General features: G+C 70.0%; 14 protein-coding genes. 4 read left to right on the top strand and 10 right to left on the bottom strand.

Annotated features, from left to right (window positions below; all coding sequences use genetic code 11):
• The 3 genes from D8S75_RS14895 to D8S75_RS14885 are packed head-to-tail and all read right to left on the bottom strand — an operon-like array spanning position 1 to position 2,805.
• Complete coding sequence (locus D8S75_RS14895) at positions 1-654, bottom strand: HD domain-containing protein (protein WP_119967138.1); 654 nt, start codon at positions 652-654, stop codon at positions 1-3.
• A gap of 5 nt (positions 655-659) precedes the next feature.
• Entirely contained in the window at positions 660-1,580 is a 921-nt protein-coding gene (gene argF / locus D8S75_RS14890) for an ornithine carbamoyltransferase (RefSeq protein WP_119967137.1), read from the bottom strand.
• A 28-nt stretch (positions 1,581-1,608) separates the two neighbouring features.
• Positions 1,609-2,805 (bottom strand): acetylornithine transaminase, encoded by a 1,197-nt coding sequence (locus D8S75_RS14885; RefSeq protein WP_119967136.1) that lies wholly within the window; start codon positions 2,803-2,805, stop codon positions 1,609-1,611.
• Positions 2,806-3,046: 241 nt separating this feature from the next.
• Between D8S75_RS14885 and D8S75_RS14880 the strand changes: the two genes are divergently transcribed.
• The gene (locus D8S75_RS14880; protein ID WP_119967135.1) at positions 3,047-3,367 is read left to right on the top strand and encodes a DUF3579 domain-containing protein; all 321 of its coding nucleotides are present in this window, start codon (positions 3,047-3,049) and stop codon (positions 3,365-3,367) included.
• A gap of 144 nt (positions 3,368-3,511) precedes the next feature.
• On the opposite strand, the gene rpsT is transcribed toward D8S75_RS14880, so the two are convergent.
• Complete coding sequence (gene rpsT / locus D8S75_RS14875; protein WP_119967134.1) at positions 3,512-3,811, bottom strand: 30S ribosomal protein S20; 300 nt, start codon at positions 3,809-3,811, stop codon at positions 3,512-3,514.
• Positions 3,812-3,933: 122 nt separating this feature from the next.
• Here rpsT and murJ point away from each other — a divergent pair, with 122 nt between their 5' ends.
• Both murJ and D8S75_RS14865 read left to right on the top strand, forming a co-directional pair.
• Positions 3,934-5,499, top strand: a complete 1,566-nt coding sequence (gene murJ / locus D8S75_RS14870; protein ID WP_119967133.1) for a murein biosynthesis integral membrane protein MurJ — start codon at positions 3,934-3,936, stop codon at positions 5,497-5,499.
• Positions 5,500-5,504: 5 nt separating this feature from the next.
• The gene (locus D8S75_RS14865) at positions 5,505-6,356 is read left to right on the top strand and encodes a SirB1 family protein (RefSeq protein WP_119967132.1); all 852 of its coding nucleotides are present in this window, start codon (positions 5,505-5,507) and stop codon (positions 6,354-6,356) included.
• Between the two features lie 57 nt (positions 6,357-6,413).
• Here the strand turns inward: D8S75_RS14865 and D8S75_RS14860 are convergent, their stop codons facing one another.
• From D8S75_RS14860 to D8S75_RS14835, 6 genes are all read right to left on the bottom strand, one after another.
• Positions 6,414-6,812 carry a universal stress protein gene (locus D8S75_RS14860; RefSeq protein WP_119967131.1) on the bottom strand — a complete coding sequence of 133 codons (399 nt, stop codon included), beginning with the start codon at positions 6,810-6,812 and terminating at the stop codon, positions 6,414-6,416.
• A 146-nt stretch (positions 6,813-6,958) separates the two neighbouring features.
• A complete protein-coding gene (locus D8S75_RS14855; protein ID WP_119967130.1) occupies positions 6,959-7,933 on the bottom strand; it encodes a GlxA family transcriptional regulator in 975 nt (324 codons plus the stop codon).
• Positions 7,934-7,945: 12 nt separating this feature from the next.
• On the bottom strand, positions 7,946-8,512 hold the full coding sequence (locus D8S75_RS14850; protein WP_119967129.1) for a cysteine hydrolase family protein: 567 nt from the start codon (positions 8,510-8,512) through the stop codon (positions 7,946-7,948).
• 113 nt (positions 8,513-8,625) lie between these two features.
• Complete coding sequence (locus D8S75_RS14845; RefSeq protein ID WP_119967128.1) at positions 8,626-9,651, bottom strand: AI-2E family transporter; 1,026 nt, start codon at positions 9,649-9,651, stop codon at positions 8,626-8,628.
• Positions 9,652-9,756: 105 nt separating this feature from the next.
• Complete coding sequence (gene purM / locus D8S75_RS14840) at positions 9,757-10,800, bottom strand: phosphoribosylformylglycinamidine cyclo-ligase (RefSeq protein ID WP_119967127.1); 1,044 nt, start codon at positions 10,798-10,800, stop codon at positions 9,757-9,759.
• Between the two features lie 61 nt (positions 10,801-10,861).
• On the bottom strand, positions 10,862-12,097 hold the full coding sequence (locus tag D8S75_RS14835; RefSeq protein WP_119967126.1) for an MFS transporter: 1,236 nt from the start codon (positions 12,095-12,097) through the stop codon (positions 10,862-10,864).
• Positions 12,098-12,294: 197 nt separating this feature from the next.
• On the opposite strand from D8S75_RS14835, the gene hda reads away from it, so the two are divergent.
• On the top strand, positions 12,295-12,993 hold the full coding sequence (gene hda, locus D8S75_RS14830) for a DnaA regulatory inactivator Hda (protein WP_119967125.1): 699 nt from the start codon (positions 12,295-12,297) through the stop codon (positions 12,991-12,993).
• Positions 12,994-13,114: the final 121 nt, after the last annotated feature.

Here is a 13,114-nt window from a genome sequence, read left to right as displayed (position 1 = left end):
TCAGGCGTAGAGTTGGCCGCCTTCGAGGGCCTTCAAGGCATGGCCCAGGTTGGCTCGCGCCTGGGCCTCGCAGCGCTCGTGGAACCAGTCGGTGCCGTAGATGCGTGGGCGATCCAGGAAGCCTCGCAGTACCGCGCCGCGGCCTGCCGCGTAGCGTGGCCAGCGCACGAAGAAGTACTCGCGGCGCACGTTGCGCTCGAACTGGCGGTACACCGCATCACTCTGGCCCAGGATGGCGAGGTCGATATCGACGACCCATTGCGCATCGCCCGTGAGAGGGCCGGGCTGGTGGCGGGTGTCGAGGATGTGCCGCCGCACGGCCTGCGCGAGCGCATCACCCAGGCCTTGGCTCCGCAGGAAGCGCACGGCCCAGTCGGCGCTGCGCTCTTCGTTGTGGGCGCTCCAGGGCCAGTAGATGGCGTCATGGAACCACAGGGCCAGCTCTGCCGCGTGAGGGTCCGCCAGATGCGAGCGAACGGCTTGCAGGTGCCGCAGGCAGGCGTGCAGGTGGGTGGTGTCGTGGTAGGCGCGCGGCCAGCGGGACCAACTCCGGACGAGGCGCCGGCCCTCGCGCTGCCATGCCGGGGTGTCTCGCTGCAGCGCCTGTCCCAGCGCCTGCCAGTGCGCGAGCAGCTCGGCGGCGTGGGCGCCCATCAGGCTCAGGCCACGCGGCCGAGCAAAAGGTACTCCATGAGTGCCTTCTGCACGTGCATGCGATTCTCCGCCTCGTCCCAGACGACGGACTGCGGGCCGTCGATGACGTCCGCTTCCACTTCCTCGCCCCGGTGCGCGGGCAGGCAGTGCATGAACAGGGCGTCGGGCTTGGCCACGGCCATCATCTCTTGGTCCACGCACCAGTCGGCGAAGGCCTTCTTGCGCGCCTCGTTCTCGGCCTCATAGCCCATGCTGGTCCAGACATCGGTGGTGACGAGGTCGGCGCCCTTGCAGGCTTCGAGCGGGTCGCTAAAGAATTGATAGCTGCCGGCGCTTGGCCCGCTTGGGCCGGAGGCCAATTTCTCATCCACTTCATAGCCGCGCGGGGTGCTCACGTGCACCTTGAAGCCCAGCAGCTCGGCCGCCTGCAGCCAGGTGTTGGCCATGTTGTTGCCGTCGCCCACCCAGGCCACCACCTTGCCGGCGATGGAGCCCCGGTGCTCGATGAAGGTGAAGATGTCGGCCAGGATCTGGCAGGGATGGAATTCGTTGGTCAGGCCGTTGATGACGGGCACGCGCGAGTGCGCGGCGAAGCGTTCGATCTTGGTCTGCTCGAAGGTGCGGATCATCACCAGGTCGGTCATGCGGCTGATGACCTTGGCGCTGTCCTCGATGGGCTCGGCGCGGCCGAGCTGGCTGTCGCCCGTGGTCAGGTGCACCACGCTGCCGCCGAGCTGGTACATGCCGGCCTCGAAGCTCACGCGCGTGCGCGTGCTGGCCTTCTCGAAGATCATGGCCAGCGTGCGGTCCACCAGCGGGTGGTGCTTTTCGTAGGACTTGAACTTCTTCTTGATGAGCGCGGCGCGCTCGAACAGGTAGGCGTATTCGTCGGCGGTGAAGTCTTTGAACTGCAGATAGTGTTTCATGGCTGTCGAACGGTGCGGGGGCGGCGGTTCATTCCGCCAGGAAGGCTTTGACCAGGGGTGCCAGCAGGGCGACGATGGCGTCGGCCTCGGCGGTGGAAAGGATCAGCGGCGGCACCAGGCGCACCACGCTCTCGGAGGTCACGCTGACGAGCAGGCCCGCGTCGGCCGCGCGCTGCACCAGCACGCCGCAGGGCTTGGCCAGCTCCACGCCGATCATCAGGCCCTGGCCGCGCACCTCCTTCACGCCCGCCTCGCCGGCGAACGCGGCCTGCAAGGCGGCCTTGAGGTGCGCGCCCACGGTGGCGGCGTTCTGCAGCAGGTTGTCTTCCTCCATGATGCGGATGGTCTCGATGCCGGCGCGCATGGCCAGTGGGTTGCCGCCGAAGGTGCTGCCGTGGTTGCCCGGCTGCAGCACGTTGGCCGCGCGCGGGCCGGCCACCACCGCGCCCACGGGCACGCCCGAGCCCAGGCCCTTGGCCAGCGTCATCACGTCGGGCACGATGCCGGCCCACTGGTGCGCGAACCACTTGCCGGTGCGGCCCATGCCGGTCTGCACCTCGTCGATCATCATGAGCCAGCCGCGCTCGTCGCAGAGCTGGCGCACCTGCTGCAGGTACTCGAAGCGCAGCGGGTGCAGGCCGCCCTCGCCCTGGATGGTTTCCAGGAACACGGCGGTGATGCTGGTGTTGCCCTCGGTGGCCTGCTTCAGGGCCTCGATGTCGTTCTTGGGCACGCGCACGAAGTCGTCGAGCAGCGGCGTGAAGCCGGCGTGGATCTTGGGGTTGCCGGTGGCCGACAGCGTGGCGATGGAGCGGCCATGGAAGGCCTGCTCATACACCACCACCTGGGCGCGCGAGATGCCCTTGTCGTTGCCGAACTTGCGCGCGATCTTCAGCGCCGCCTCGTTGGCCTCCAGGCCCGAGTTGCAGAAGAACACGTTCTGCATGCCCGAGCGCGCGACGAGCTGCTCGGCCAGCGTCTCCTGGCCGGGCACGTGGTAGTAGTTGGACGTGTGGATCAGCTGCGTGAGCTGGTGCTGCAGCGCGGGCACCAGCTTGGGGTGGTTGTGGCCCAGCGTGTTCACGGCGATGCCGCCCAGCGCGTCGAGGTATTCCTTGCCGTTCACGTCCCACACGCGGCAGCCCTGGCCTCGGGCCAGCGCGATGGGCACGCGGCCATAGGTGTTCATCACGTGGGGCGAGGCGGCCTCAATGAAAGCGGTCATGCACGGTTCTCCAGACAGGGCGGGTGGCGGGCGGCAACGGGTGCGGCACCGAAAAAGCGAGAGCCGATTCTAGGGCGTGTGCCGCCATGGGTTGGTGACGATTGCGCATCACTGCGATGCATGCCCGCGCGGACTGGGTGTAAGCCCAGTGTCGGCAAACTCTTATATAAGAGTTAGAATGCCGTGTTGCGACGCAACAAGCAGTGATCCTGCCTACCGTCCCTAACCCACCACTACCCCGATGGTCTCCCCTTCCAGCAAAGAAGTCTTCATCCAGGGCGTCACGCTCAGCGGAAAAACCTTCCGTCCGAGCGACTGGGCCGAGCGTTTGGCAGGGGTGATGAGCAGCTTTCGTCCCGGCGGCGCGCGCCCCGGCAGCCACCTGAGCTATTCGCCCTGGTGCATTCCCACCACGCTCAATGGCGTCAAGTGCGTGGTGGTCAACCGCGCCCTGCGCGACCACGAGCCCATGGCCTGGGATTTCGTGATGAACTTCGCGCACGACAACGAGCTGACCCTGGTCGAGGCCTGCCTGCTGCCCGATCCTCCCCGCAAGGACTGACCTTTTTCCCGCGCCGCCGTGGCGCCGCCCCGCGTTGTGTGGGCATCAACGAAAAAACCGCCCGAAGGCGGTTTTTTGCTTGCTGACAGCGCACCCGTTACAAACGGCGGACGGCGGGGCCGTCCGGGCTGTTTGCCTGAAGGGTCAGGCGGCCAGGGCCAGGGCTTTCACCTTGGCGGACAGGCGGCTCTTGTCGCGGGCTGCCTTGTTCTTGTGGAAGATGCCCTTGTCGGCGACGTTGTCGACCACGGATTGCATCTTGGCGAACAGTTCGGCCGCCTTGGTCTTGTCGCCGGCCAGGACAGCCTTCTCGACGTTCTTCACGGCGGTGCGGTATTTGGAGCGCAGCGAGGTGTTCGCGGCGTTGATCTTGACGTCCTGGCGGACGCGCTTGCGGCCCGACGCCAGGCGCGGGTTCTTCTTCTTGGGCTTGGTGGATGCCATGTTCTATATTCCTTGTGTCTGAGGATGATGTCAGCAGAGCCCGCGATTATAGCCCACGGCGGCAGGCCCCGTACAGCCGGCCCGCTGCCCGGCGCGCGGGCGCAGCGCATACACTCGGCGCCGTGACCCTGCTCAAAGCCGCCTCCACCGTCTCCCTGCTGACCCTGGCCTCCCGCGTGACGGGGCTGGTGCGCGATCTGCTGATGGCCTCGGTCTTCGGGGCCAATGCCCTGACCGACGCCTTCAACGTCGCTTTCCGCATTCCCAACCTGTTCCGCCGGCTGTTCGCCGAAGGGGCGTTCAGCCAGGCATTCGTGCCGGTGCTGGCCGCTTCCAAGGCGAAGCACGGCGAGGAGGCCACGCGCGAACTCATCCGCCATGTGGCCACGGTGCTGGCCTGGGCGCTGCTGCTGACCTGCGTGCTCGGCGTGCTCGGCGCGCCGTTGTTGGTGTGGCTGCTGGCCAGCGGCCTGCGCCAGAGTGGCGGGGGCTTTGACGCCGCCGTGCTCATGACGCGCTGGATGTTCCCCTACATCGGCTTCATGTCGATGGTGGCGCTGTCGGCGGGCGTGCTCAACACCTGGAAGCGCTTCGCCGTGCCGGCCGCCACGCCCGTGCTGCTGAACCTGTGCATGATCGGCGCCGCCTGGCTGGGGGCGCCGCAGTTGGCCGCGCGCGGCATTGAGCCCATCTACGCCATGGCCGGAGGGGTGATGCTGGGCGGCGTGCTGCAACTGGCGGTGCAACTGCCCGCGCTGCGGCGGCTGGGCCTGCTGCCGCGCATCGGCCTGACCTGGAGCGCGGTGCGCGAAGCCTGGAGCGATGCCGACGTGCGGCGCATCCTGTCCCTGATGGCGCCCGCGCTGCTGGGCGTGGGCGTGGCGCAGATTTCGCTGATGATCAACACCCAGATCGCCTCGTACCTCGTGCCGGGCAGCGTGACCTGGCTGTTCTATGCCGACCGGCTCATGGAGTTTCCCACCGCGCTGCTGGGCGTGGCCTTGGGCGTGGTGCTCACGCCGCAGTTGGCCTCGGCCAAGGCGGCGGGCGACGCGGCAAGGTATTCGGCCATGCTCGATTGGGGCCTGCGCATCGTCGTGCTGCTGGCCGTGCCCTGCGCCGTGGCGCTGCTCACCTTCGCCCAGCCGCTGGTGGCCACGCTGTTCCACCACGGCAAGCTCACCGAGGGCGACGTGGGCCAGATCGCCGTGGCGCTGGCGGGCTATGGCGCCGGCCTGCTCGGCCTGGTGGCCATCAAGGTGCTGGCGCCGGGCTACTACGCCAGCCAGGACATCCGAACACCCGTGAAGATCGCCATCGCGGTGCTGGTCATCACGCAACTGCTCAATCTGGTGCTGGTGCCGAGGCTGGCGCATGCCGGGCTGGCGCTGTCCATCGGGCTGGCGGCCCTGGTCAACGCGCTGTGGCTGCTTGTCGGCCTGCTGCGGCGCGGCAGCTACGTGCCGGCCCCGGGCTGGCTGCTCTACGGCCTGCAGGTGCTCGCGGCGAGCGTGCTGATGGCGGTGTTCCTGCTCTGGGCGTCGGACCAGTTCGCCTGGGTGCGGATGCATGGCCAGAGCCTGCGGCGCGCGGGTCTGCTGGCGCTGATGGTGGCGGGCGCCGCCGCGATCTATTTCGGCGCGCTCTGGGCCGCCGGTCTGAAACTGCGGGCGCTGCTGCGGCGCTGACCACCATGCCGCTGAGTTTCGCCGTCCCCACGCCGCTCGAATATTTCGCCATGCTGGTGCAGGGCGACACGGGGTTCCCCTTGCTCGAAGCGGCGGCGAGCATCGCCCAGGACGAACACCCCGAACTCGACGTGCAGCAGGTGCTGGGCGACGTGGACCATCTCCTGGCGCGCCTGCGGCGGCGCCTGGCACCCGACGCGGCGGCGCTGGAGCGACTGCGCGTGCTCAACCAGTTCTTTTTCGCCGACCTGGGTTTCGGCGGCAACGTCAACAACTACTACGACCCCGAGAACAGCTACCTCCATGCCGTGCTGCGCACGCGCCGGGGCATCCCCATCACCCTGGGCGTGCTCTGGCTGGAACTGGCCCAGGGCATCGGCCTGCAGGCGCGTGGCGTCGCGTTCCCGGGGCATTTCATGGTCAAGGCGCTGCTGCCCAAGGGGCAGGTGCTGATCGACCCGTTCAGCGGCCAGTCGCTCTCGCGCGAGGACCTGGCCGAGCGGCTCGCGCCTTTTCGGCCCGGCCTGGGCCGGGACGGCGCGGACGAGGTGCCGCTGGGGTTGTACCTGCAGGCGGCGCAGCCGCGCGAGATCGTCGCGCGCATGCTGCGCAACCTCAAGGACCTGCACCGCGCGCACCAGGACTGGCCGCGCCTCATCGCCGTGCAGGACCGCCTCATCGTGCTGCTGCCCGAAGCCTGGGGCGAGTGGCGCGACCGCGGCCTGGCCCACGCCGAGTGCGGCCACACCGCGCAGGCGGTGGACGACCTGGAGACCTACCTGGCGCGTGTGGAGGATGGGCTGGACATCGAGGCTATCGCCGAGCGTGTCAGCAGCCTGCGCAGCGCCCGCAGCTGAAAACAAAAAAGCGCTTGCCAGGCAAGCGCTTCGTGCAACGGGCCGGGCCGCGCGGGGTCAGGCGCTGAGGGCCTTGACGCACAGCACCGGGCAGGACACCGTCATCAGCAGCTCCTGGGCCACGCTGCCCAGGATGAGCTTGCCCACGGCGGTGCGCTTGCGCAGGCCGATCACGAGCACGGAGATGTCGCGCGACTCCACCAGCTCGTTGATCTCGTCCACGGCGCTCTTGCCGCGCACATACTGCTTGAATTCGGCGCTGATGCCTTGCGCGGCCAGCAGCTCTTCCACCTGCTCCACCTCGAAGCCGGCGGCGAGCGAGGCGTCTTCCTGCTGGCCACCGGGGCCGGCGTTCACCACCAGCAGCGGTTCCTGGCGGCGCTTGGCGATCTCGATGCCCTTGTCCAGTGCGGCCCGGCCTTCGGGGCGGGGCACGTATGCGACGAGGATGGTCATGTCTTGGGTCTCCTACGGTACGGTGTGGATGGCGGTCCGCCCATGGCTCGTGGCGGCAGGGAGCGACCGGTGCGGCCTGGATCAGGCTGCGCCCAGGAATGGTAACGCATGGCGAAGGGTTTTTTGGGCCGGTGTGGCGCCGATGCTCAAAGCGGCTGCGAGGGCGTGCCGCCGCGCCCGAACTGGTGCCAGGCGCGGCGCAGCTGCGTGTCGGAACCGAAGCCCGCCAGCGCCGCAGCTTCGGTGACGCTGCGGCCCGCGCGCAGCGCGGCTTCGGCCGTGGCCAGGCGGATGCGCCGCAGGTACTGCAGCGGCGCGATGCCCGCGTGCTCCAGGAACAGCCGCGTGAGGTGCCGGGGCGAGGTGTGCGCCACCTGGGCCATGGCGGGCACGCTCCAGTCGGCCTGGGGATGTTGGCCCACGGCGTCCTGCACCCGGTGCAGCGCGGCGTGCAGGTGGTCGCGGTGCTGCAAGAAGGGCGAGAACTCCGGGTCACCGGGCCCCCGGCGCAAGGCGACCACCATGGCCTGCGCCACCTGGGCGGCCACGGCCGGGCCGCAGGTCTCGGCGATGCGGTGCAGCACCAGGTCGATGCCGGTGGTCACGCCGGCGCTGCTGTGCAGCGGCCCGTCGGCCACGAACACGCGGTTGGCCACCACGTCGCAGCGTGGCTCCACCCGGGCCAGTTCCTCCAGGTGCTGGTGGTGCGTGGTGGCGCGGCGCCCTGCCAGCAGTCCGGCATGGGCGGCCAACACGGCGCCCGCGCACACGGTGACCAGTTCCAGCCGCCCGCTGGCCAGGCGCTGGCCGCGCAGCCAGTGCAGCAGCGTGCGGACCGGCGGGGTGTCCACGCCGATGCGCTGCCCGGACAGGCCCACCAGCACCAGCCAGGCGGGCGTGGGCAGCGTGGCGGGCAGCGGTTCGAGACCGGCCAGGGCCACGCCCACCGAGGTGGGTGGCTCGGCCGTGGGGCTGGCGAAGCGCAGCACGAAGCGCGCGTGCTGGCCCTGCGCCAGCAGCACCTGGTTGGCGATGCGCAGGGCTTCGGCCGGGCCCGCCCAGTCGAGTACCAGGCTGCCTGGCAGCAGGGCGAAGACGACGTGGATGGGGGCGGGTGACATGCCTGTTCGGCGTCAGTGGTCCATCGTGCAGCGCGCCAGGGCCTCGTCCACGCGGCACAGGGTGGCGAAACGGCCGGCGAGCACGGTGGCCGTGCGGTCCTTGATGTCCTGCGCGGCCAGCAGGCGGCCATCGGGTTGCTCCATGTCCCAGGTGAGGGTGGCATCCAGCACGTAGTCCACGCTCCAGCCCAGGTCGGAGGCGTGGCGCGTGGTGGTCTCGCAGCATTGTTCGGTGCGGATGCCGCTGACGATGAGGCGCGTGATGCCGTGCTGGGTGAGCCACACGTCCAGCCCCGTGCCTACGAGGGCGCTGTGGCGCGATTTGGTGAAGGTGGCGGCGGCCTCGAAGGGCGCCAGGCCGTCGATCGGGCGTACCTGGCCCGAGGCCTGGGCGAAGGGGTTCTGCGCCGTTTCCGGGCCCTGGCTGTGCAGGATGCGCACCACCGGAACGCCGCGCGCCACGCAGCCTTCGATCAGTGCGTTTTGCGCCGCCAGGTAGGCGGGCAGGTCCCGTTCAGTGAAGAACGGGCGGTGGCGGAAGGATTCCTGGGCATCGATCACTAAAAGACATGTTTTCACGGCAAGGCTCCTGGGCGTGGTTGTTTGGTAGCGCTTATCGTGCCTGCGCTGGCGGATTTTTTCCGCTCGCTGCAGGACTTCTATCGATCAATTCAGGACATCATTTTGCGGCATTAGACGAGCCGCGCGGCCACCAGCTCCTTTTTTAGGTAGGCGTAGCACAGCGGCGCGGCCACCAGCCCGGCCGGGCCGAACACGGCCTCGGCGACGAACATCACCGCGAGCAGCTCCCACACGCCCATCTGCGTGCGGCTGCCCACCACCTTGGCGTTGATCACGTACTCGGCCTTGTGGATCAGGATCAGGAAGCCCAGGCAGGCGGCAGCGGCCAGCGGCGATACCGACAGCCCCACGATGGTGATGACCACGTTGCACACCAGATTGCCGACGATGGGCACGAGCCCGGCCACGAAGGTGAAGGTGATGAGCACCGGCGTGTACGGCAGGCGCAGGCCCCAGTAGGGCAGCACGAACAGCAGGAACAGCGCGGTCAGCAGCGTGTTGAACGCGGCGATCCAGAACTGCGCCGCCACGATCTGGCGGAAGGCCTCGCCGAACAGCGTGATGCGCCGCGCCAGCTCCCGCGCCAGCGGACCGGGCGCGCCGGCCGGGGTGCGCACGGCCGCCAGCGCGCCGATGAGCAGGCCCACGTAGGCGAACAGCAGGCCGGCCAGCCAGGCGCGCCCGGCCATGGCCAGGGCGCCGGCCTTGGCGCCGAGGTAGCCGGCGATCACGCGCTGGATCTCGGCCGCGCCCTCGGGCAGGTGCGCGGCCATGTCGGGCGGGAGCTTCTGGCGCAGCTCCAGCACCGTGCGCGCCATGTAGTTGAGCAGCTCGCGGTACTGCAGCGGGGCCTCGACGATGTAGCCGCGCGAGTGCGTCAGTCCCAGGGCCAGCAGCCCCAGCGGCAGCAGCATGACCAGCGCGGCCGCGGCCACCTGGGCGGCGCGCGGCGGCGTGGCGGAGGGCCGTCGCGGCAGCCGGGCGAACCACTGCGTGAGCGCGCGCGTGAGCAGGAAGCCCAGGCACACGCACAACAGGCCGGGCAGCAGGTCGCGCCACATCACCAGCAGCAGCGCACCGGCCATCAGCAGGTAGCTGGCCACGAGCACGCCGCGTGTGGCAGGCGCGTGCAACATGGTTGGGGGACGGTCAGCCACGGTGCTGCGTGTCACCCGCGCCTGAAACTAGCGCGGCCCAGGCCAGCGGACGCCGCGAAGCGGCTCAGGGGGTGTTCCTTCACCTCAGGCCACCACCACGGCGGCGCCTTCGCCGCGCGGCGCGATCGTGCCGATGGCGTGGACCTGCTCGCCAGCGGCGCGCAGCGTGGCGGCCGTGGCCTCGGCCTGGGCGGCTTCCACCACCACCACCATGCCGATGCCGTTGTTGAAGGTGCGGTTCATCTCGATGTCATCGATGCCGGCGGTCTGCTGCAGCCAGGCGAACAGCTCGGTCTGGGGCCAGCTGCCCTTCTTCAGGTGGGCGGCCGTGCCCTCGGGCAGCACGCGCGGGATGTTTTCCAGCAGGCCGCCGCCGGTGATGTGGGCCAGCGCCTTGATGGGGTGCGCGGCCAGCGCGGCCAGCACGTTCTTCACGTACAGGCGCGTGGGCGCCATGATGGCTTCACGGAAGGGCTTGCCGTCCAGCGTGGCGGGCAGGTGGGTGCCCGCGCGCTCGATGCACTTGCGCACCAGCGAGAAGCCGTTGGAGTGCACGCCGTGCGAAGCCAGGCCCAGCACCACGTCGCCGGGCTTCACATCCTTGCCGGTGAGAATCTTCGACTTCTCGACCGCGCCGACGCAAAAGCCCGCCAGGTCGTATTCACCGGCGGGGTACATGCCGGGCATCTCGGCGGTTTCGCCGCCGATCAGCGCGCAGCCGCTCAGCTCGCAGCCCTTGGCGATGCCGCCCACCACGGCGGCGGCGGTGTCGACGTCGAGCTTGCCGCAGGCGAAGTAGTCGAGGAAGAACAGCGGCTCGGCGCCCTGCACCAGCACGTCGTTCACGCTCATGGCCACCAGGTCGATGCCCACGGTGTCGTGCATGTTCCACTCGAAGGCCAGCTTGAGCTTGGTGCCCACGCCGTCGGTGCCCGAGACGAGCACCGGCTCCTTGTAGCGCTTGGGCACCTCGAACAGCGCGCCGAAGCCGCCGATGCCGGCCAGCACCCCTTCGCGCATTGTCTTCTTGGCCAGTGGCTTGATGCGCTCGACCAGGGCGTCGCCCGCGTCGATGTCAACGCCGGCGTCTTTGTAGGACAGGGGGGTGGGGGTGGCAGAGGTGCTCATGGGTGCTCGTGGTGCGGGAAGGCCCGTGCTCGGACCGGAATCCCGGGATTTTAAGGGGCGCTCACGCCCCGGGTGCTTCGGGTGGGGATTGCGGCCGCGCCGGGGTCAGGATGCCGCACGCCGACAGCACCAGCACGCCCCCCAGCGCCAGCACGGCCAGCACCATGCCCGCGGCGAAGGTGGCGCGCGCGCCCAGGCTGTCCCAGAGCAGCCCGGCGAGGGCGCTGGCCAGCAGCATGGCGACGCCGCAGACCAGGTTGAACATGCCATAGGCCGTGCCGCGCAGGTCGGCGGGCGCGGTGTCGGCCACCATCGTGGCCAGCAGGCCCTGCGTCAGCGCCATGTGCAGGCCCCACAGCGCCACCCCCAGCCAGGCCAGGGCGCCGTGGCCGGTCCAGGCCAGCAGGGCGTCGGCCGCCAGCAGCGCCAGCAGCCCCCAGGCCAGCAGGGTGCCATGGCGCATGCGGTCCGAGAGCTTGCCCAGGGGGTAGGCGCCGAGCGCGAAGACAGCGTTCATCACGATCAGCACCAGCGGCGCCAGCGCCAGGGGCAGCCCGCCTTGCTGCAGGCGCAGCACCAGGAAGGCCTCGCTGAAGCGCGCCAGCGTAAACACCGCGCCCAGCGCCACCACGGCCCAGTAGGCCGGCGCCAGGCGCCGCAGGTTCTCGCGGCGGATCGGGTTGGTGCGCGGCGCGCCGGCCGGGCGCGCGGGCTCGCGCACCCCGAACACGAGCAGCAGCACGCACAGCACGGCGGGGATCGCGGCCACCCAGAACACGGCGCGGAAGTCGTTGGCCCACGCCAGCATCAGCCCCATGGCCAGCAGCGGCCCGAGGAAGGCACCCACGGTGTCGAGCGACTGGCGCAGCCCGAAGGCGGCGCCGCGCATGTCCGGGGGGGCGATGTCGGCCACCAGGGCGTCGCGCGGTGCTCCACGGATGCCCTTGCCCACGCGGTCCAGCAGGCGCGCCGTGACCACCATGTCCAGGGTGGCCGCCAGCGCGAACAGCGGCTTGGAGAGCGCGCCCAGGCCGTAGCCCATCACGGCCAGCGGCTTGCGCCGCCCCAACCAGTCGCTCAGCGTGCCCGCGAACACCTTGACGATCAGCGCCGTGGCCTCGGCGGCGCCCTCGATCAGTCCGACGACGAGCATGCTGGCGCCGAGCGCGCTGACCATGAACACTGGCAGCAGGCTGTGGATCAGTTCGGAGGAGACGTCCATCAGCAGGCTCACCAGGCCCAGAGCCCAGATGCTGGCCGGGAGCCGCTGGCGCGTGGCGGGGGACGAAGGCGGCATGGAACGTGCGGGGCAGACTAAAATCGCGGCCATTGTCGCCCATGCACGGGTGCCGGCCCCGCCGGCGCGCCGCCCGCCATGGGCCCTCGCCGCCGTCGCCGACGGCGGGGTTCCTCCGATTGACCTGTGATGCCGCCGCTCTACCGCCTGCCTGCCGCTGTTCCGATCGCCACGGCCCTGTTGCCAGGGTGCCGCGCATGAAGCAACTGGCCCTGGACATCGGCCTGGCCACGGGGCCCACGCTGGCCAACTTCTTCGCCGGCCCCAACGAGGCCGCGCTGCAGCACCTGCGCCTGTGGGCCGGCGAGGGCAGCAGCCAGGCCACGCGCTCGCCCGTGCCCACCTACCTGTGGGGCGCCGCGGGCAGCGGCAAGTCGCACCTGCTCAAGGCGGTGGGCGCCGCGCTGCGTGCGCAGGGGGCGAGCGTGGGCTGGTTCGATCCCGGCGTGCATGGCCGCCCCGAGTTCGACGAGGGCTGGTCGGCCGTGCTGCTTGACGACGTGCACCTCTACTCCACCGCCCAGCAGGCCCTGGCCTTCAACTGGTTTGTCAATGCCATCAGCCCGGGCAGCGGCGCCCAGCGCTGGGTGCTGGCTGCGGGCAGCCTGCCTCCAGCCGACCTGCCGCTGCGCGACGACCTGCGCAGCCGATTGGGCTGGGGCCATGTGTTCCAGCTCCAGCCGCTGGACGAAACCTCGCGCCGCGCCGTGCTGCGCCAGGAGGCCGATGCACGCGGCATCTTCCTCGGCGACGAGGTGATGGACTACATGCTCAGCCGCTTCTCGCGCGACCTGGGCAGCCTCATGCAATTGCTGGGGCAGCTTGATGCTTACGCCCTGCGCACCCAGCGCGCCATCACGATTCCGCTGCTCAAGGCCATGCTCGAATCAGAATAATGAACACCCCCCTGAGCGGCTGCGCCGCTTCCCCCTTCTCTCGCGCTGCGCGCGGGAAGGGGGACGCCGCCAGCGCGGCGGGGCGGCCCTTGCGCGGCGGCCCTGGCCTGGGCCGCGCCAG

The organism is Simplicispira lacusdiani (assembly GCF_003604195.1).
In the GTDB taxonomy this organism is placed as follows: Bacteria; Pseudomonadota; Gammaproteobacteria; order Burkholderiales; family Burkholderiaceae_C; genus Simplicispira; species Simplicispira lacusdiani.
The sequence above is the reverse complement of the archived record's forward strand: the minus strand, read 5'-3'. Positions and strand labels throughout refer to the sequence as shown.